Origin of the sequence: Acinetobacter silvestris, from assembly GCF_002135235.1 — a bacterium.
GTDB classification, from domain to species: domain Bacteria; phylum Pseudomonadota; class Gammaproteobacteria; order Pseudomonadales; family Moraxellaceae; genus Acinetobacter; species Acinetobacter silvestris.
Map to the genome: position 1 here is coordinate 518062 of NZ_NEGB01000001.1, position 18705 is coordinate 536766.

16 protein-coding genes are annotated in these 18705 nt (G+C 39.5%); 9 read left to right on the forward strand and 7 right to left on the reverse strand.

Annotated features, from left to right (window positions below; all coding sequences use genetic code 11):
* Nucleotides 1-44: 44 nt before the first annotated feature.
* Nucleotides 45-302 carry a sulfurtransferase TusA gene (tusA, locus tag B9T28_RS02545; protein ID WP_086202373.1) on the reverse strand — a complete coding sequence of 86 codons (258 nt, stop codon included), beginning with the start codon at nucleotides 300-302 and terminating at the stop codon, nucleotides 45-47.
* Between the two features lie 184 nt (nucleotides 303-486).
* On the opposite strand from tusA, the gene B9T28_RS02550 reads away from it, so the two are divergent.
* The gene (locus B9T28_RS02550; RefSeq protein ID WP_086202374.1) at nucleotides 487-1317 is read left to right on the forward strand and encodes a CorC family transporter; all 831 of its coding nucleotides are present in this window, start codon (nucleotides 487-489) and stop codon (nucleotides 1315-1317) included.
* Complete coding sequence (gene lnt / locus B9T28_RS02555; RefSeq protein ID WP_086202375.1) at nucleotides 1314-2873, forward strand: apolipoprotein N-acyltransferase; 1560 nt, start codon at nucleotides 1314-1316, stop codon at nucleotides 2871-2873. The genes B9T28_RS02550 and lnt overlap by 4 nt, the downstream gene beginning before the upstream one ends.
* Nucleotides 2874-3000: 127 nt before the next feature.
* On the opposite strand, the gene B9T28_RS02560 is transcribed toward lnt, so the two are convergent.
* The 3 genes from B9T28_RS02560 to gspF all read right to left on the reverse strand — a co-directional run bounded on the left by B9T28_RS02560 (nucleotide 3001) and on the right by gspF (nucleotide 5308).
* Nucleotides 3001-3336: a hypothetical protein gene (locus B9T28_RS02560; protein WP_086202376.1), complete on the reverse strand. Its 336-nt coding sequence runs from the start codon at nucleotides 3334-3336 to the stop codon at nucleotides 3001-3003.
* A 279-nt stretch (nucleotides 3337-3615) separates the two neighbouring features.
* A complete protein-coding gene (gene gspG / locus B9T28_RS02565; RefSeq protein WP_086202377.1) occupies nucleotides 3616-4053 on the reverse strand; it encodes a type II secretion system major pseudopilin GspG in 438 nt (145 codons plus the stop codon).
* Between the two features lie 49 nt (nucleotides 4054-4102).
* On the reverse strand, nucleotides 4103-5308 hold the full coding sequence (gspF, locus tag B9T28_RS02570; protein WP_086202378.1) for a type II secretion system inner membrane protein GspF: 1206 nt from the start codon (nucleotides 5306-5308) through the stop codon (nucleotides 4103-4105).
* 154 nt (nucleotides 5309-5462) lie between these two features.
* Here gspF and B9T28_RS02575 point away from each other — a divergent pair, with 154 nt between their 5' ends.
* From B9T28_RS02575 to B9T28_RS02600, 6 genes are all read left to right on the forward strand, one after another.
* Nucleotides 5463-7688, forward strand: coding sequence for a primosomal protein N' (locus B9T28_RS02575; protein WP_086202379.1), 2226 nt, complete (start codon nucleotides 5463-5465; stop codon nucleotides 7686-7688).
* Between the two features lie 201 nt (nucleotides 7689-7889).
* Nucleotides 7890-9776 carry a monovalent cation:proton antiporter-2 (CPA2) family protein gene (locus B9T28_RS02580; RefSeq protein WP_086202380.1) on the forward strand — a complete coding sequence of 629 codons (1887 nt, stop codon included), beginning with the start codon at nucleotides 7890-7892 and terminating at the stop codon, nucleotides 9774-9776.
* A gap of 74 nt (nucleotides 9777-9850) precedes the next feature.
* Nucleotides 9851-10726, forward strand: a complete 876-nt coding sequence (gene hslO, locus B9T28_RS02585) for an Hsp33 family molecular chaperone HslO (protein ID WP_086202381.1) — start codon at nucleotides 9851-9853, stop codon at nucleotides 10724-10726.
* A gap of 340 nt (nucleotides 10727-11066) precedes the next feature.
* Nucleotides 11067-12035: a DnaJ C-terminal domain-containing protein gene (locus B9T28_RS02590; protein WP_086202563.1), complete on the forward strand. Its 969-nt coding sequence runs from the start codon at nucleotides 11067-11069 to the stop codon at nucleotides 12033-12035.
* Nucleotides 12036-12047: 12 nt separating this feature from the next.
* Nucleotides 12048-12386: a chaperone modulator CbpM gene (locus B9T28_RS02595; protein WP_086202382.1), complete on the forward strand. Its 339-nt coding sequence runs from the start codon at nucleotides 12048-12050 to the stop codon at nucleotides 12384-12386.
* Between the two features lie 100 nt (nucleotides 12387-12486).
* Nucleotides 12487-12753: an HP1242/YdcH family protein gene (locus tag B9T28_RS02600; RefSeq protein ID WP_086202383.1), complete on the forward strand. Its 267-nt coding sequence runs from the start codon at nucleotides 12487-12489 to the stop codon at nucleotides 12751-12753.
* A gap of 81 nt (nucleotides 12754-12834) precedes the next feature.
* Here the strand turns inward: B9T28_RS02600 and B9T28_RS02605 are convergent, their stop codons facing one another.
* The 3 genes from B9T28_RS02605 to rpsO all read right to left on the reverse strand — a co-directional run bounded on the left by B9T28_RS02605 (nucleotide 12835) and on the right by rpsO (nucleotide 16761).
* Complete coding sequence (locus tag B9T28_RS02605; RefSeq protein WP_086202384.1) at nucleotides 12835-14058, reverse strand: magnesium transporter CorA family protein; 1224 nt, start codon at nucleotides 14056-14058, stop codon at nucleotides 12835-12837.
* 86 nt (nucleotides 14059-14144) lie between these two features.
* A complete protein-coding gene (pnp, locus tag B9T28_RS02610) occupies nucleotides 14145-16232 on the reverse strand; it encodes a polyribonucleotide nucleotidyltransferase (RefSeq protein WP_171263445.1) in 2088 nt (695 codons plus the stop codon).
* A 259-nt stretch (nucleotides 16233-16491) separates the two neighbouring features.
* Nucleotides 16492-16761 carry a 30S ribosomal protein S15 gene (rpsO, locus tag B9T28_RS02615; RefSeq protein ID WP_086202386.1) on the reverse strand — a complete coding sequence of 90 codons (270 nt, stop codon included), beginning with the start codon at nucleotides 16759-16761 and terminating at the stop codon, nucleotides 16492-16494.
* 229 nt (nucleotides 16762-16990) lie between these two features.
* Here rpsO and B9T28_RS02620 point away from each other — a divergent pair, with 229 nt between their 5' ends.
* Nucleotides 16991-18289, forward strand: coding sequence for a serine hydrolase domain-containing protein (locus tag B9T28_RS02620; RefSeq protein ID WP_086202387.1), 1299 nt, complete (start codon nucleotides 16991-16993; stop codon nucleotides 18287-18289).
* Nucleotides 18290-18705 lie beyond the last annotated feature (416 nt).

An 18705-nucleotide genomic window follows, 5' to 3' on the forward strand; every position in this document is an offset into this window, starting at 1 on the left:
TCCCCTTCCGAGGGGATTTTTTATTATCAATATTTTATTCTTGCTCAGCCTTTCTTCACTAAATAATGAAACTCTTTATTGCCTGCATCATCCAACAGTTCTTCTTGTAATAATAATTCATGTCCTAAATGCATACAAAACTTAGGAATATCCCAAGACGTTGAATTATCGGTGGCAAAGACCTCAACGATATCTCCCGACTTTGATTTACGAACCGCTTGATGCAACATCATCACAGGTTCTGGACAACGTAAGCCACGCGTATTGAGTTGAATCGTAGCGGTGATAGCCTGATCAGACATAGTCTATTCTCGAATAAAGTTCATTTGGATTTTAACATATTCTAAATTTGTCTGAATCCCATCTAAAAGCACAATCAAAATGACATCTACATTCATCTAATTACCGCATTTTAGCGATAGACTTCTGTGGTTTCTTCGGTATGATAAATTTACTTTTTTGAAATAAGAGTCTTTAGGAAAGATCATGCACGAGGAATCAGGCCCATCGTGGGGAATGCGCGGCTTACGCAAATGGTTAGGTACCGCACCAGAAACCCGCGATGAACTACTAAAACTAGTACAAGATTCACGTCGTTTTTTAGAACCCGATACAGTTGCAATGTTAGAAGGCGTGTTAGACCTTCCTGCAACCAAAGTCCGTGAAGTCATGACGCCACGGACAGCAATGGTCAGCTTACAAGAAGATGATCAACTGTTCGATATTTTACATGTCTTGATTGAATCAGCACATTCACGCTTTCCTGTGTTTTCAGCCAATCAACCCGATAATGTCGTCGGAATTTTACTGGCGAAAGACTTATTGCCTTTTCTATCCGATCGATCATCTGTCGTAGATATTCGAGCATTAATGCGTCAGCCACAATTTGTGCCTGAAAGTGCGCGCTCAGATCAAGTTTTGCGGATGTTGAAAAATACCCAAACCCACATCGCAGTGGTGATTGATGAATATGGCTCAACGTCAGGTTTAGTCACTCTAGAAGATATTCTAGAAGAAATTGTTGGTGAAATTGAAGATGAACATGACAATGTCGATGAAGAAGCTCAATTTATAACGCCTGACACAACCGATAATACATGGATCGTGCAAGCACTTACACCAATTGAACATTTCAACACTGTTTTAGATGCTGACTTTTCTGATGATGAAGTCGAAACTGTCGGTGGATTATTGCTTCAAGAAATTGGCTTAGTGAGTGATTTAAAAGGTCAAATTATTGAACTTGGCGATTGGGAATTTACAATTATTGAAGCAGATGCCCGCACTATTCATCTGATTCGAGCTGTACATAAATGAGAGCCTACTTTGACAAACTGTTAAATTCTTCACCTCAAAATAAACCACTCCCCTTGATTTATCCTTTAATTATTTCACTGAGCTCAGGTGCAGTGTTTAGTTTAGCGCTAGCACCTTTTTACTGGTGGTGGCTAGCCATTCTTTCTCCAGCCTTGCTTTATGCATGTTTACATCAACGCACTCCCAAGCAAGCTTTTGCAATTGGCTTAAGTTACGGTTTTGGGCTGTGGTTTGTTGGTGCATTCTGGTTATATACCTCTATCCATGTGTATGGTGATACCAATGCTGTTTTAAGCGTCCTCATGATTGCCCTAATGGCATTATTAATGGGCTTATTTACCGCAGTCCAAACTTGGGTATATCGACGGTTTTTCCCAGAGACTCCCCTCACATTTGCACCGCTTTGGGTACTGTTTGAATGGTCTAAAACATGGGTGTTTACTGGTTTTCCATGGTTGTTTGCAGGCTATGCCTTCACTGAACGTTTCTTAGATGGCTATGCACCTCTCTTTGGGGTTTTTGCCGTTTCCTTTGTGGCCATTCTATTGGCCTGCGCTTTAGTGGAAATATTAAGAAAACGTATATTTTGGCTTATTCCATCTGCATTATTATTGTTGGGTGCTTGGGCCGTAGCACAAATTCAATTTGTCCACCCCAAAGCAGAAAAGCCACTGAGCGTTTCTTTAATTCAAGGCAACATTCCACAAGATTTAAAATGGTTAACAGAATACCAAATTAAAACCTTACAAATTTATGCAAATTTGAGTCGTACCGAATGGGGCCGAGATGTCATCGTTTGGCCAGAATCATCCATTCCCTTATTCCAAACCGATATTCAAGAATTTTTGGATATGATGGATCAACAAGGCAAAAAGACTGGCACAGCTTGGGTTACAGGTATTCCATATTGGGATTTAAAAGAATCACAACAACAAGGCCATCCGATGTTCTACAACAGTATGATGGCTTTAGGTAGTGATGCTTCTGGACTCTATAAAAAGCAACGCTTAGTGCCATTTGGTGAATATATTCCACTGTCTGGCTTACTCGGTTGGGTACTGCCTGCATTACAAAATGATCCATCCATGAGCGGATTTTCTCGTGGTGCAAGTGATCAAAAACCTTTTCAAATTAAAGGTCGTAAACTTTCCGCAGCAATTTGCTATGAAGTCGCCTATCCAAATCTTACTCGTCGCAATGCCTTAAATAGTGATTTTTTGGTGACCGTTTCTAATGATGCTTGGTTTACTGGAACAGCAGGACCATTACAACACTTACAAATGGTTCAGATGCGAGCGAAAGAAAATGGCCGTTGGTTTATACGTGCCACCAATACTGGTGTCACCGCATTTATTGATCATAATGGTCATATTGTAAAGCAAGCACCTATAGATCAAGAAGCTGTACTGCGTGGTGATCTACCCGCAATGCAAGGTCAAACTTGGTATACCCGTTTTAGTGACTGGCCTATTTTAGGGTTTTCATTATTTTTATTGATTTTAGGCTGGATATATCGACCGAAACTCGTCGATGTGAGTTTTAAGTCACGACGCTAATTTCTATTGATCTTGCTTTAAGCAGATAGAAAAATCGCTCTTATACAGCATAATTTAAAAAATTAATGACCAATAAAAAAACCGAGGCTAAGTCCTCGGTTTTTTTATTTATGGCAATTAATATTATCTAAATCTGAGTGGCTAAGTAGGACACCATCACCGTAAGACAAAGCATTGGAAGATAGCGATAAATCCTCATAATCTGCTGTTCGAATACGGATGCGGATGGTTGATTTATTTGTATGATAGTTGCACTTAACGCACTATAAAAACTAATAATCGTGAATGCAGTAAATATACTAATCGCTAAAAAGCCCAATATAATTTGGCTACTGGCATCAATGCCTTGTAATAAGTTGAGAAAGAACTGACTCAAAGGTAATAAGCTCAGAACCAATAGAACAGATTTGAGCATAGCCCAATGAAATTGGTTTATTTCATCGGATAACAATAATGCTTTCATCTTATCTCCCTCGCAAACAGACTCTCTAAGACCTATTATGCAAGCTTTGATTTAAATAAAAAGTCTATTGCTATGCATTATTTACCTTTCTTGTAACTATTAAATATGAAAACAATTCTTATTATAACTCTCAAATAGAAAAAATATAAATTTACATTTTAATTCATGACCTTAGGTTAATATTTATAACTAAGAAAGATTATCACTTCACTCTCGATTTATTTGATTTGAATCAGTGAAGTGATGCTTTCAATTGATTTTATTTAGAATGATTCTTGATTAAGGCTGGTAATAAATATCAGCATCATTTCCTTCACCGCCTTGTTTGCCATCAGCACCAAAAGAATATAAATCAAAAGAACGCCCTTCTGAACCTGGGATTACATATTGCATATCATTATCCCAACTGTCTTTTGGATAGCCACCTTTAACATACCCACCTGGTAACCAATTTTTCGCCGTCGCAGGTTGATTAACCAATGCATCTAAACCGCCTTCTTGTGCGCTTGGAAAATGACCATTATCTAATTTATATTGATCCAGTGCGCCTGCAACACCTTTAAGGGCAATTTTTGTTGTATCTACTTTTGCTTTTTCACCACGCCCCATTACATTGGGAACAATTAGAGCGGCAAGTACCCCTAAAATTACAATCACCACCATGACTTCAATTAAAGTAAAACCCGATTGTTTGGCTTGATACATTTTCCGTTGCATTAAAGTTCTCTCTTACAAATTCGTCATAAAATAATCGTGATGATTTGACTTAAATCATATTGTTCATATTCACAATGGGCAACATCACCGCAATAACAATCACCAGTACAATACCCGCCATAAAAACTAACATTAATGGCTCAAGCAGTGCCAATAGCGTTGAAATGAATGTCGTTACTTCACGATCTTGCATATTAGAAGCACGTTCTAACATACGATCTAGTTCACCTGATGCTTCACCACTTTTAATCATTTGTACCATCATCGGTGGGAAATAACCACAACGCTCCAGTTGAGTTGCCAAGTTTCCACCTTCAGTTACTTTCTCTGCAGCCAGATTCACTGCATCTCGAATTACCCAATTACTACTGACCGCTGCCCCTATTTTTAAAGCATCGACAAGCGGTACACCCGATTGGGTCAAAATAGATAAGGTACTGGCAAAGCGTGCGGCATTTATACCACGGGATAATTTACCAAATAATGGCAATTTGAGTGTTAAGCGATCAAAAGCATAATGACCTGCTGATGTTCTGAGGAAACGTACCAATAAGAACATTCCGACTATGGTCGCCACAATCATAAAGGGCCAAGCGGTACGAATAATCTCACTGGCTTTCATCAGTGCCATGGTAATCCATGGCAAGGCTTGTTTGCTTTGATCAAAGGTTTTAACAATGTCTGGCACGACATACGTCATCAATCCCATAACAATGCCAAACGACATCAGCATTAATATTATGGGATAAATCATGGCACCCTGAACTTTCTTTTGCATCGCAAAACGGTTTTCAGTGTAATCGGCCAATTGATCTAAAATTAAATCCAAATGTCCTGAGCGCTCTCCAGCGGCAATCGTTGCAATATATAAATCTGGAAAGCGGCCAATTTGTTGCATTGCTTGCGCCAGTGAATGACCTTCCAAAACTTTCGAACGCACAGACAATAATAAATTTTGCACATGCGTTTTTTCGCTTTGCTTGGCCACAGCACGCAAGGCTTCTTCCAAAGGAATTGACGCAGCGACCAATACCGCAAGCTGGCGAGTCATTAAAGCTAAATCATAAGCTGAAAATTTCTTTTGAAACCAAGCCGATGTTTTATTTTTATCTTTTTGCTCCACAGCATCTACTGCAACAGGAATCCACTCTTTGTCGCGTAGTTGTTGTCGAATCTGGCGTGCTGAATCTCCTTCTAGCACGCCTTTTTGCTGCTTCCCAGAAGCATCAATGGCAATAAATTGATATGCAGGCATTATAATGCTCTAGTTTTCCTAAATTTTTAGTCTAAGCAGTTGCGTCCGACCCTAAAAATCATTCATATTCATGTCTATAAATGACGATCACACTCTAACATAAGCCCAAACCGTACACGATACTATTTCATCTTTGAGTAACTGATAATTGCATATGCCGAAACCTACAGATTCAAGCCTCGCTATTTACCGTATACGGGTTGCCGTGCCTGTGTATCTGTACGATTGTTTCGACTACAAACTCAGTGCTGAGCAATATCAACAAGCTGAAGTTGGCGCTCGTGTGGCGGTCTCCTTTGGTCGACAAAATATCACAGGGGTCATCATTGAAAAACTAGCCCCTGATGCGCCTATTGACCCACGCTTTCAACTTAAATTTATTACCGAACTACTTGATGAAACAGCCATCATAAATAATAAAGTTTTAAGTTTATTGACATGGTCTGCGCAGTATTATCAATTTCCAATTGGTGAAGTCATACACACTGCATTACCGACCTTCTTACGGCAAGGTAAACCTTATAATTTGTTAGCACGAAATTGGAAAGTTTTAGATTTAGCCGCAGAAGACAAAGTGAAACGTTCGGAGAAACAACAAGCGGCCTATAAAATTTTAAAACTACATCCTCAAGGAACGCAGGAAAATATTCTAAATTTAAGCGGCATTGAAACAGCAACGCTAAAAGCAATTGAAAAAAAAGGGATTATCCGCTGCGAATTAGAGCAACAAAACTTCACACCTGAACCCGTACAGTTGGCTCAAATGCCGCTAACAGCCAATGATGAGCAAAAAAAAGCAATTCAAACGATTTTAAAAGCGCAAAACAAATATCAGGCTTTTTTATTGGATGGTTTAACGGGAAGTGGTAAAACTGAAGTGTATTTGCAAGTCATGCAGGAGGTTTTAAAACAAGGTAAACAAGTGCTGGTTTTAGTGCCTGAAATTGGCCTAACACCGCAAACTATCAGCCGTTTTCAATCTCGCTTCCACTGTAATATTGTGCTGCTACATTCAGGCCTGAATGACACCAAACGCCTGCAAGCATGGCAATCGGCACAAACAGGAAAAGCCTCGATTATTCTAGGTACGCGTTCAGCGATTTATACACCACTCCCCAATCTTGGATTAATTATTTTAGATGAAGAGCATGATCTGTCATTTAAACAACAAGAAGGCTTTCGTTACCATGCCCGTGATGTTGCTTTATATCGTGCCCATTTAGAAAACTGCCCGATTATTTTAGGATCAGCCACCCCCAGTATTGAATGCTACTATTTAGCGCAACAAGATAAATTAACGCGACTCGAATTAAATCAACGTGCTGGTGCTGCGGTCATGCCAAAAATGCATTTAATTGATTTGAAAATAGCACAAAAAAAACAGGGAATGAGTACCCAATTGATTGATGAAATTAAAAAGCGCTTAGATAAAAAAGAACAAGTGTTAATTTTCTTAAATCGACGGGGCTATGCACCTGTTTTAATTTGTGAAAGTTGTGCATGGCAAGCCAACTGTCCACATTGTGATGCACATTTCACCTTACACATGAAGCCATATTCACATTTGCATTGTCATCATTGTGGCACGATTAATCGTTTGCCCGATTCCTGTCCTCAATGTAACCAACAGACCTTGAAACCAATTGGTATGGGCACCGCCAAAGTTGAAGAAAGTTTAAATGAGCTCTTTCCAGATTTCCCAGTGCTGCGAGTCGATCGCGACTCGACCAGTCGTGTCGGGAGTTGGCAGAAAATTTATGATCAAATCCAAAAAAGCCAACCCACGATTCTATTAGGTACGCAAATGCTAGCCAAAGGACATCACTTTCCTTATGTGACTTTGGTGGCCATATTGGATATTGATGGGGGTTTATTGAGTGTTGATTTCCGTGCACCCGAACGCACGGCGCAGCTTATTATTCAAGTGGCTGGTCGCTCTGGACGTGGTGAGAAAAAAGGCGATGTTTATCTACAAACGCTGCGACCCGATCATCCGATGTTCGAAATTATCATGCAGCAGGATTACCAAACTTTTGCCAAGCAAACCTTAGCAGATCGTCAACTGGCGTTACTTCCACCTTGCCGTTATGCGGTATTAATTCGTTGTGAATCGCGTAGTCAGGATGAAAATCAAAAGTTCCTCAGTGAAATGACACAACAACTCCGACAAAATACTGAAGCCAATCTCATTGATATTTGGGGGCCTATTCCTGCACCGATGGAGCGCAAAGCTGGACGTTATCAAGCCCATGTTGCCTTACTTTCACAAGATCGTGCCAAAATGCATTTCTATATTCGGCATTGGTGGCAACAGCTATTGCAGAATAAACCGTCCTCGATGAAGCTTACCATCGATGTTGACCCTCAAGAATTAAATTAGCCTGCTCAAGCAGCATAAAGCTTGTGCTGCTTACGACTTACTGCTGACACCCGAATTATTGGGTAGGCTAATCCTTACAATGAGGTCATATGATGTGCCTGAAATAAATAAAATGCTCCATGCAACCTAATTAATGCGTAGAGTTTGTAAATTTCACGCTACAATTTTACGAGAACAGATGCAATAACTTAGGACGAGTGAATGTCACTATTACTGGAAATGACGATTATTTTAGGGGCAGCATTACTCTTCGTTCCCCTCGGTAAAAAGTTGGGAATTGCAACGGTTTTAGGTTATCTGTTTACGGGAATGTTACTCGGTCCCAATATGCTCAATATTGCCAGTAATCCGACTGACATGATGCATTTAGCTGAATTTGGGGTAATTCTACTGATGTTTCTCATTGGGCTTGAACTGCGACCACAGCGACTTTGGGAACTGCGTCAATCCATTTTTGTGCTGGGCAGTTTACAGGTCATCACCACGGGCGTGGTGCTGATGGGCACGGTTTTCCTGCTGTTACAGCAATCTTTATCTGCAAGCTTCGTCATCGGTTTTGCATTGGCACTTTCATCCACGGCATTTGTCTTGCAACTTCTGAATGAAAAACAACAACTCAATACCACACATGGTCAACAATCCTTTTCGATTTTACTTTTTCAAGATATTGCTGCCGTTCCATTAATTGCAGTCATTCCTGTATTAGCCGGTGGATCATCTACCCACCATGGTATTGCCTATTTTGCAGCCATTATTGCAACATTCACAGGCTTATTCTTATTTAGTCGCTATGTGATGCGCCCTTTCTTCCGATTTATTGCTAAAAGTGGTGCAACGGAACTTCTTACTGCCGTTGGCTTATTTATTGTTTTGGGTGTCGTTCTACTCATGGATACACTCGGTATCAGTACGACACTCGGGGCATTTTTAACCGGCGTATTACTTGCCGACTCAGAATTCCGACATGAACTCGAAGCGAGTATTGCGCCTTTTAAAGGCTTACTACTGGGTCTATTCTTCATGACCGTCGGCATGAGTATGCAACTGTCTTTGCTTGCCGATATGCCAGTCATGATTATCGGTGGTGCATTACTTTTAATGTTGCTTAAAACCTGCACGATGCTAGCAATTGCACGTTTTAAAAAATACAGTTGGAGCAATAGCTTACTCATTGCGACCTGTCTTGCACAGGGTGGTGAATTTGCCTTTGTGGTATTAAACGTCGCAAAAAGTGAAAAAGTCGTTACTGCCGCAATTTTAGAGCCGATTACCCTGATTGTGACATTATCCATGGTACTTACGCCCATTCTATTTTGGCTGGTCTCAAGGTGGATTGTTCCACTCTTCAATAAAAATATAGAACCTGAATACGATGAAATTCCAGATCAACATCCAGCTTTAATTATTGCTGGCTTTGGCCGATTTGGGCAAATTATTGCGCGCTTAGCACATCTGCAACACTTCCCTTTTACGGCAATTGATAACAACTTACAACGCATTGATTTCGTTCGCCGCTATGGTGGCACACTGTATTATGGCGATGTAACGCATCCAGACTTGCTCAGATCGGCAGGTATTGAAACAGCTCAAGTGTTTGTCCTTGCAATTGATGATGTAGAAGCATCGATGAATGTGGCACGGCATATACGACTCAATTATCCCAACCTCAGTGTATTGGTTCGTGCCCGTGATCGCTATCATATGCACTTATTAAGGGATTTAGGTATCCAACATATTTGGCGTGAAACATACTTATCATCACTCGGAATGGCCTATCAGACCCTCTGTGAATTGGGGGTTGATCAAGATAAAGCACAGCATAGCATTGAGTTATTTCGTGATTACGATGAACAATTACTCGCAAAGCAACAACGTATCTACACAGACGAACAAAAAGTGTTTGAAAGTTATCGTAACTTCTTAGGTGAACTCGAACATTTATTTGAAAGTGATGCACAAGCGTCTGATCAGAGCAATACGTCAACAGAAGTTGATCCCTCATCGACAAGTGATGAAGCTTGTGAGCGCTCTAGCATGCAGAAACATAACCCAAACCGCATAAATGTCACACGCGATAAAGAAAATTAAGCCATGATTTATAATCACTCTCGCTTGTGTTTTTTGATTTAGCCACCATCTATATAAGGATTTGGAGAATTTTTATGTCTGATTTACGTCAACGTTTTTATATTGAAGAGAGTCCTGTGCGTGGTGAAGTCGTGCACTTAGAACAAGCATTGCAAACGATTCTTGCGCAAAGAAGCTATGCCCCGGCAGTGCAAGTGTTATTAGGTGAAATGCTCAGTGCAACCGCCTTACTTGCCAGTACTTTAAAGATTCAAGGACGTATCAGCTTACAAATTCAAGCTCAAGGTACATTTAAATGGGCAATGGCCGAGTGTAATCACTTAGGTGAAGTTCGTGCACTTGCAGATTATGAAGAAGACCCCCGTTTTGCGACAGCAGAGAGCAGTCAAACGGTATTATCTGCTTTACTCAAACCTGTACTATTTATCAATATTGAACCTGATTTTGGTGAACGTTATCAAGGTATTGTGGCTTTAGACAAACCGACACTGGCGGGTTGTTTAATGCAATATTATGATTTATCAGCGCAAATTCCTACACGGATTGCACTCGCCAGTACGGCACAATCTGCTGGAGGTTTACTCATTCAATTATTACCGCGTAATAATGAAGAAGAACAGCAAAGAATTGATGAAGATATTTGGCCACGTTTAACCGTACTCACGGAAACCTTAAAAGCAGATGAGTTAATTCAATTAGATGCTCAAGAAATTCTTTACCGTTTATATAATGAAGAAGAAGTACGCTTACCTGAGATTGAAAAACTACAATTTGCATGTACTTGCTCTAAAGATAAATGTGCCACTGCCTTACAGCAAATTGGGATAGATGCCGTTCTTGAAACATTGGAAGTACAGAATCCGATTACCATGGATTGTCAATTCTGCAATACACGATATAGCTTCACTGCCGAACAAGCCTTAAGCCTATTTGGCAGCCATTTAAGTTAACTCATCACTAACTTTTAAAAAATATTGTATTATTCCCTAAAAGAGTGAAGCTAATTTCACTCTTTTTTTATTGCCCATTTAAAAGTACCTCATGTAAATAACCTTACAAATATTCTGATTATCCGCATTATTAACAATGATCATGACCTTAGACGGAGTTACTCATTGAGCAAAATGTATAGCTCAATGTTGTACTGGAATTAATGCGTAAAATAAAAGTATAAATAAAGTGGAATTTGTAAATTTGGATTTGAAACAAAAACAACACCAAGAAGTACTATTCATCCCAACAAAACTAGAATAATAATGAGGTAAATCAATATACATAATGATTGTCAATATGACCAAAAATTACTACGAAGAACTGGGATTGACCCGTGCTGCAACTGCTGCAGAAATTAAAAAAGCCTATCGTAAATTAGCGCGAAAATATCATCCGGATATTAGTAAAGAAGCTGATGCAGAAGAACGCATGCAAGCCATTAATGTTGCTTATGACACATTAAGTAATGCTGAAAAGAAAAAAGAATATGATTTTGAATTAGACCATCCTCAAGGATTTTCTGGCTTTGGACAACAAGCAGGACACGGCGGATTTGATGATGCTAAGTATTATCGGCATAGTTCTGGACAAGAGCATAGTTCCGATTTTAGTGGCTTTGAAGACTTATTTGGTCGCTTTGGCGGAGGTTTTGGCGGAGGACACCAACAAGATTTCGGACAAAGAGGTTCAGGACAACAACGCAGCTATAGAGGTGAAGATCAACATGCCAGTATAGAAGTTGATGCTGCAATCGCCTATGAGGGTTCAACCCAAAATATTACCCTACAAATTCCAAGTTACAATGCTTATGGAGAACCTGAAGTTCAACGTAAAACCTTACAGGTCAAAATTCCAAAAGGCATGAAAGAAGGTCAACAAATTCGCCTAGCTAAACAAGGTCAAGCAGGAATTAATGGCGGCGAAAATGGTGATCTGTATATTGAAATTCGCTATAGAGATACCGACAAGATTCGAGTCGAAGGCGCTGATGTTTACTTCACGCTCAATATTGCCCCATGGGAAGCTGCTTTAGGTCAAAGTATTAAAGTAGAGACACCCGCAGGTAAAATCAAAGTCACCATTCCTAAAAATGCAAAAAATGGACAACAACTTCGCTTAAAAGATAAAGGTATTCCCAATAAAACGCCTGGGCATCTTTACTTAGTCCTTAATATTGTATTTCCAAGTGCACACTCTGAAGCAGAACAACAAGCTTATCAAAATTTTGCAGATAGCTTTACGGACTTTAATCCTCGTACATCTTAAGGGAGCATTCTTATGACCACTATTCAGTATCGTGAAATTATTTGTAATGGATATCATGAAGTTGAAATTGTTGATGAAAACAACAGTTTTGACCTTAAAAATTTTGCCCAAGCATGTGGTCAAAGCCCTGACTGGGTCTTACAACTCCTGGAGTATGAGATTTTACCCGCACGACCAGAGGAGCGAATTCATCAATTTTTTGGTGATGACATTGCTCGTGCTCGTAGAGCGTATCGATTACAACGTGACTTTGAAGCCAGTCTTGCAGCAGTCGCCATGATGATGGATTTAATTGATGAAGTTCAGCAATTACGCAAACAAGTGCGACATATTCAGCATCAATCAAATTAATTCGAAACTTTTTGTTAAATGAGCTGACAGGTAAATCACTTACCTGTCATTATGATCACTTTCTATTCAACCTCAACATTGTCAAAGGTGTCGAAAAGATATGAATATTAAGGTCATGAACAAAAAGATTAAAACTATGTTTCCAGAATATACTGAATTAATGACTATTCTGAAACAAGAAAACCCGCATTTTGCAAAAATTCTAGAAGAGCATGACGTGCTCGATAAAAGAATTACCCATTTAGAACTAAATCCTGTCCATGTCATTAATGATGATATCGAAATACTAAAACGCAAAAAGTTAAAGTATAAAGATGAGATTTATTTATTGTTAAAAAAGGCAGAACAAGACAGTCCTCAATACTGATTTTGAATAGAATCCCCAAAATTTTCTAGATGAAAATACAGGAGATTCATTCATCCACGATGAAAGATGCTCGTCAAAAATTTATTTGAATTTAGCCATTTTTTCGACTTCTTTCATGGTTTGTTTAATCGGTTCATAATCTAAGAACCAAAATAAATTAACGTGCTGATCTTTATGTTGCTGTGCCAACATATCGATCACACTGCGCTCCCCTCGTCCAACTAAGTGTCGACGATAGAAGTAAACCATGAGTAGAACTGTACAAACAACCATGACAAAAAGCATGATCCAAAAACCAATCGGGTTTTTTAAACCAGGAATAAACTCAAAATTCATGCCATAAACCCCTGTTAATAGAGTCAATGGGGCAAATACTGCAGTCAGTATGGCTAAAATTCGCATATTTTCATTGGTTTGATTGGCGACAGCAGAAAAATGTAAATCAATGGCAGATTGAATGGCACTGCCCAATCGTATGATATATTTTTGAATACGCCCCACATGACTGACCAAATCATCCACGCGAACCAATATTATATCTTGCCTTTCGGTGCGTTTTTTACCTTTAATATGTGCATAATTTTCTACAATTTCATTTCTTAATTCTTGGAGTGCATCAATTTGTTCTTCACACAGATTCTCAATTTGTTGAAATGTCATATTTTCTTGAAAAAGTTGCTGCCATTTCTGAAATCGGCGATTACCTTGTAATAATTCTTGCTGCCAAAACTCAACCCGTCGACTCAATGGATTACGTATATCCAAATAGCCATCAATCATGGCATTTAATAATCTTAAAGCCAGATCTAAAGGCGTCGAGGGTAATTTCCGCGGTCGGTTTTGCTCATCTATTCCTTTGTTCAGTGTCTGCATAATTCGTTCGAGATAATGTTCTACAGCATGATTACCTTTCTCACGAATTGTAATTAATACTTGAGAAGTAAAAATAAAACTGATCGGCGATGTCGCTAATCCAAACAAATTTTCGTGGCGTTCAACTGCTTTTTCACCACTAGACACAGTATCATCAGGGGTAATTAACTTTCTGAAAATCAGTAAATCATATTCATCCATCGTATCGAAAGTACATGGATGTTCTAAATTTAAAATATCTTTAATATGATATTCATTCAGTAATATTTGGCTTTGATTTAGGATCTCTTGCTGCCATTGCTCAGTACGATTGACAAGATCCTCACGTACACAATCAACCCAGATAAACTGTTGTTCTTGATCCTGCACAGGCACTTGCTGAACACAACTAAACGGTTCTTCTGGATGTTGAAAAAAATAGAAAGTCTGCATATTTACAATTATTGTTGGTATTCCTGCTCAACATCATGCCATAAAAAAAGCCCGCATCAAGCGGACTTTTTTAGACTTCGAAACAATTATACTTGTTCGATATCTTTCATGGTTAATTTAATACGGCCACGGTTATCAACATCGGCAACCTGTACTTTAATTTCCTGACCTTCTTTCAATACGTCTGCAACATTGGCAATACGTTCGTTAGAAATTTGAGAAATATGAAGTAAACCATCTGTACCTGGCATGATGTTTACAAACGCACCGAATTCAACGATACGAATGACTTTACCTGTGTAAATCGTACCTGGTTCAATTTCGGCAGTCAGTGCTTGAATTTTGGCAACAGCAGCGGCAGCAGCAGCTTTCGTTTCACCAAATACACGCACTGTACCGTTATCTTCGATATCAATCGCTGCTTTAGTTTCTTCAGTAATAGCACGGATGGTCGCGCCACCTTTACCAATCACATCACGAATCTTGTCAGGGTTGATGTTGATCACTTGGAACGTCGGTGCATGCATCGAAATTTCAGGGCGAGCACGTGAAATCACTTGATTCATTTCATTGAGGATGTGCATACGACCAGCATAAGCTTGGTTCAATGCAGCTTCCATGATTTCTTCAGTGATACCTTCAATCTTGATATCCATTTGAAGCGCAGTAATACCGTTTGCAGAACCCGCTACTTTAAAGTCCATGTCACCTAAGTGGTCTTCATCACCCAAGATGTCAGAAAGAACTGCGAAACGCTCGCCTTCTTTCACTAGACCCATTGCAATACCTGCAACTGGTGCTTTCAATGGAACACCTGCATCCATAAGTGATAATGAAGCACCACATACAGAAGCCATTGAAGATGAACCGTTAGATTCAGTAATATCAGATACGATACGAATCACGTATGGGAAGCGATCAGCCGGTGGAAGTACCGCTTGAACACCACGACGCGCTAAACGACCATGACCAATTTCACGACGTTTAGGGCCAGATTCACGACCTGTTTCACCTACAGAGTATGCAGGGAAATTGTAATGCAACATGAAGTTATCAGTTTTAGTACCTGACAAAGTATCAACCATCAATGCATCACGTGTATTACCCAAAGTCGTTGTAACCAACGCCTGAGTTTCACCACGTGTGAACAATGCTGAACCGTGTGCACGGCCTAATACACCAACTTGAACATCAATAGCGCGAACAGTTTTGGTGTCACGACCATCAATACGTGGTTTACCTGACAAAATGTTGTCACGAACTGTACGGTATTTTAAATCTTCGAATAATTCGTCAACTTCATTTGCAATACCCGTTTCATCATTTTCTGGAACGAACTGAGCAACGGCTTCAGCAGAAAGTGCATCAAGTGCCGCATAACGGTCTTGTTTAACTGCAATCGTATATGCTTCAGAAATTTTCGCTTCGAATGCATCTTTTAATTGACCTAAAAGTGCTTCGTTTTTGCTTGGAGCAACCCAAGTCGATTCAACTGCACCAGCAGCTGCAGCAAATTCTTTAATTGCTTGAACAGCAATTTGCATTTCGTCATGACCGAACAATACAGCGCCTAACATTTGGTCTTCTGAAAGTTCTTTCGCTTCAGATTCAACCATAAGTACTGCAGATTCAGTACCCGCAACCACAAGATCAAGATCACTCTCTTTCAATTGTTCATAGTTCGGGTTAAGAATGTATTCGCCGTTGATTAAACCAACACGTGCACCTGCGATTGGACCACGGAATGGAACACCCGCAATTGACATTGCAGCTGAAGCACCCAACATTGCAGCAATGTCAGCATCCATAGTCTTGTCAGAAGAAATAACAGTCGCTGTGACTTGGATTTCGTTATAGAAACCTTCTGGGAACAACGGACGAATTGGACGGTCAATCAGACGTGAAATTAAAGTTTCAGATTCAGTCTGACGGCCTTCACGTTTACCATAACCACCCGGAATACGACCCGCAGCATATTGTTTTTCTTGGTAGTTAACCGTTAAAGGGAAAAAGTCTTGACCTGCTTTTGCTTTCGGTTGAGCAACGATAGCAACAAGTACGGTTACACCGCCCATTGTAATGACTACAGTGTTTGCTTGACGCGCAACACGACCTGTTTCTAAAACAACTTGGTGTTGACCAAATTGGAATTCTTTACGAACGATATTAAACATCGACATATATTTTTCTTTCCTGATTTTATTCTAGTGGAGACCCCTAAGCTTTGGCATTTTAAAGGTTTATGAATAAATGGCAAAGCTTAGAAGCCGACCTCACTAGAGAATAAACATCTATGAATACACTATTTTTAAACACAAAGAAGGAGCGAAACATTCGCCCCTTCCAGTTATCTAGTCAAAGCTAGATAGACTTTAGTTTTCATCAGTACAGCATTGAACATGCAATCATCCGAAAATAAAAGTTTAAATCGAATTAACGACGTAAACCTAAAGCAGCAATCACGTCAGTATAACGAGTCGTGTCTTTACCTTTAAGGTAATCAAGAAGCTTACGACGTTGGTTAACCATACGAATCAAACCACGACGGCTATGATGATCGTGTTTGTGTGCTTTAAAGTGACTTTGTAAATCATTGATTTGTGCAGTCAATAAAGCAACTTGAACTTCTGGTGAACCCGTGTCGTTTTCTACACGAGCAAATTTAGCCATGATCTCTGCGCGATCTGCGTTTGTTAAAGCCATTCGATTTCTCCGAGATGCTTATATAAGTATTTGATACAAATCATATTAATTCTTCAAAACTAAGATGACTGCCGTGCATCACTACAGCAGCCATCTATTTTAAAGGAACTACCCGTAGATTGCAAAGTTATCCGCTTTAAATCATTTGTAAGTCAGTTGGGACACTGACAAGTATCTTGAGTAAAGGCACACTACGGTTTATAAAAACAAAGGATATAAAGAGAACACCGTGAAAATATTTTCAACCAATACCTGTTATGTGCCTCATGATTTAAGTTCTGTTATGCATCAGCAACATGAAGTTGCAGCTGAACTCGGGGGGATGACCGAACAACAACTACAAAAAATTTGGGCGAGCATCGAAAGCCTTTATAAAACTGGAAATTATCCACTCATTAATTTTTGTTTAAGACGTAAGGGACATATTTTACTGAATCGCAGTCTTGGTTATGCACAGGGAAACTCTACGCAAGGACTTGCTAAAGATGCGCTAATTGGCAATACAGATACACCCGTATGTCTATTTTCAGCATCCAAAATGATTACCGCTATACTGGTGCATATATTGAATGAAATGGGGGAAATAAATTTACTTGATCCCATTAGTTATTATTTACCTGAATATGCTCAAAATGGTAAACAAGATGCCACGATTTTCCACTTACTCTCGCATCGTGGTGGTATCCCTCGAGTTGAAATGGAAGTTACACCTGAACTTTTATTTGATAAAGATCAAATTTTAAAACATCTCTATGCAGCAAAACCCATTTCAGCAGCTGGATCGCATCTTGCCTATCATGCAGTCACAGCAGGTTATATTCTCGGTGAGCTTATTGAGCGTGTAACAGGACAGGATATTCGCCAGTTCTTACATGAACAGATTGAAAAGCCCATGGATCTGCCTTATTTCAATTATGGTTTAAAGCCAGAACTCCGTGATCAAGTCGCTTTAAACTACCCAACTGGCATCCATCCGAAACTAGGTACAGATCATTATTTAAATCGTGTACTCGGTGGTGGTTTAAAATTGGCTGTTGATGTGACCAATGATCATCGTTTTATGGATACCGTTTGCCCAGCAGGAAATATCTATACCAGTGCTGAGCAAGCCAATCGTTTCTTAGAAATGTTGCTCAATGGCGGTGAGTACAATGGCAAACGAATTATGAGTGCACAAACTATTTTCCGTGCAACTTTACCCACCTCAAATGTCTCCATTGACCGTACGCTACTCGCCCCAATGCGTTATGCACTTGGCCCAATGCTGGGGAGCAATCCTGTGGGGATTTTTGGCCCAATGTCAGGACAGGCTTTTGGTCATTTAGGTTTTTCCAATATTCTATGTTGGGCTGATCCTGAACGCGATATCAGTGTTTCCTTGTTAAATACTGGAAAATCAGTGGTAGGGACTCACCTTCCAGCTTTAGCCAATGTTTTATATCAAATTTCCAATCACTGTCCTAAAATTCCCAAAGCACAACGCCGCTCAGTCTTTGGAACACATCCAACTGAAACACATTTGGTCTAGATGCCAAAGCAACTCAAATAAAAAGCCCAAGAATTTCTCCTTGGGCTTTTTATTGCGCTGTAGTTTCTTATCTTTTAATTATGATTATTTTATTTATTGTCTGCTTTTATAAGTGAATCGTTCACTTTTTATTATGTAGACATTCCTTGTACTTACTTCAACATATCCTTATAAGTGGATTATGTCATGTTCAAAAAAAGGCAAAAGTCGTATTTCACGTATCTTTATGTAAGTCATTTCTCACAAAATGTAACTGATGTAAATTCAACCGAATCCTAAGGACATAAAAAAGCCCTGTAGTCTCTCCCAAAACTACAAGGCTTAGCGGCTGTAAGTTTCCTCTTTTATGTCTTACATTCCTGTAAGTTCGCAGTCTCTCGACTTTAAGTCATTATTATTGTGCGATTTTACTCGGC

Bases quoted from the DNA above. Each gene is read 5' to 3' on its own strand.
- tusA (WP_086202373.1), bottom strand. From the start codon at position 302: ATGTCTGATCAGGCTATCACCGCTACGATTCAACTCAATACGCGTGGC.
- B9T28_RS02550 (WP_086202374.1), top strand. From the start codon at position 487: ATGCACGAGGAATCAGGCCCATCGTGGGGAATGCGCGGCTTACGCAAA.
- lnt (WP_086202375.1), top strand. From the start codon at position 1,314: ATGAGAGCCTACTTTGACAAACTGTTAAATTCTTCACCTCAAAATAAA.
- B9T28_RS02560 (WP_086202376.1), bottom strand. From the start codon at position 3,336: ATGAAAGCATTATTGTTATCCGATGAAATAAACCAATTTCATTGGGCT.
- gspG (WP_086202377.1), bottom strand. From the start codon at position 4,053: ATGCAACGGAAAATGTATCAAGCCAAACAATCGGGTTTTACTTTAATT.
- gspF (WP_086202378.1), bottom strand. From the start codon at position 5,308: ATGCCTGCATATCAATTTATTGCCATTGATGCTTCTGGGAAGCAGCAA.
- B9T28_RS02575 (WP_086202379.1), top strand. From the start codon at position 5,463: ATGCCGAAACCTACAGATTCAAGCCTCGCTATTTACCGTATACGGGTT.
- B9T28_RS02580 (WP_086202380.1), top strand. From the start codon at position 7,890: ATGTCACTATTACTGGAAATGACGATTATTTTAGGGGCAGCATTACTC.
- hslO (WP_086202381.1), top strand. From the start codon at position 9,851: ATGTCTGATTTACGTCAACGTTTTTATATTGAAGAGAGTCCTGTGCGT.
- B9T28_RS02590 (WP_086202563.1), top strand. From the start codon at position 11,067: ATGACCAAAAATTACTACGAAGAACTGGGATTGACCCGTGCTGCAACT.
- B9T28_RS02595 (WP_086202382.1), top strand. From the start codon at position 12,048: ATGACCACTATTCAGTATCGTGAAATTATTTGTAATGGATATCATGAA.
- B9T28_RS02600 (WP_086202383.1), top strand. From the start codon at position 12,487: ATGAATATTAAGGTCATGAACAAAAAGATTAAAACTATGTTTCCAGAA.
- B9T28_RS02605 (WP_086202384.1), bottom strand. From the start codon at position 14,058: ATGCAGACTTTCTATTTTTTTCAACATCCAGAAGAACCGTTTAGTTGT.
- pnp (WP_171263445.1), bottom strand. From the start codon at position 16,232: ATGTTTAATATCGTTCGTAAAGAATTCCAATTTGGTCAACACCAAGTT.
- rpsO (WP_086202386.1), bottom strand. From the start codon at position 16,761: ATGGCTTTAACAAACGCAGATCGCGCAGAGATCATGGCTAAATTTGCT.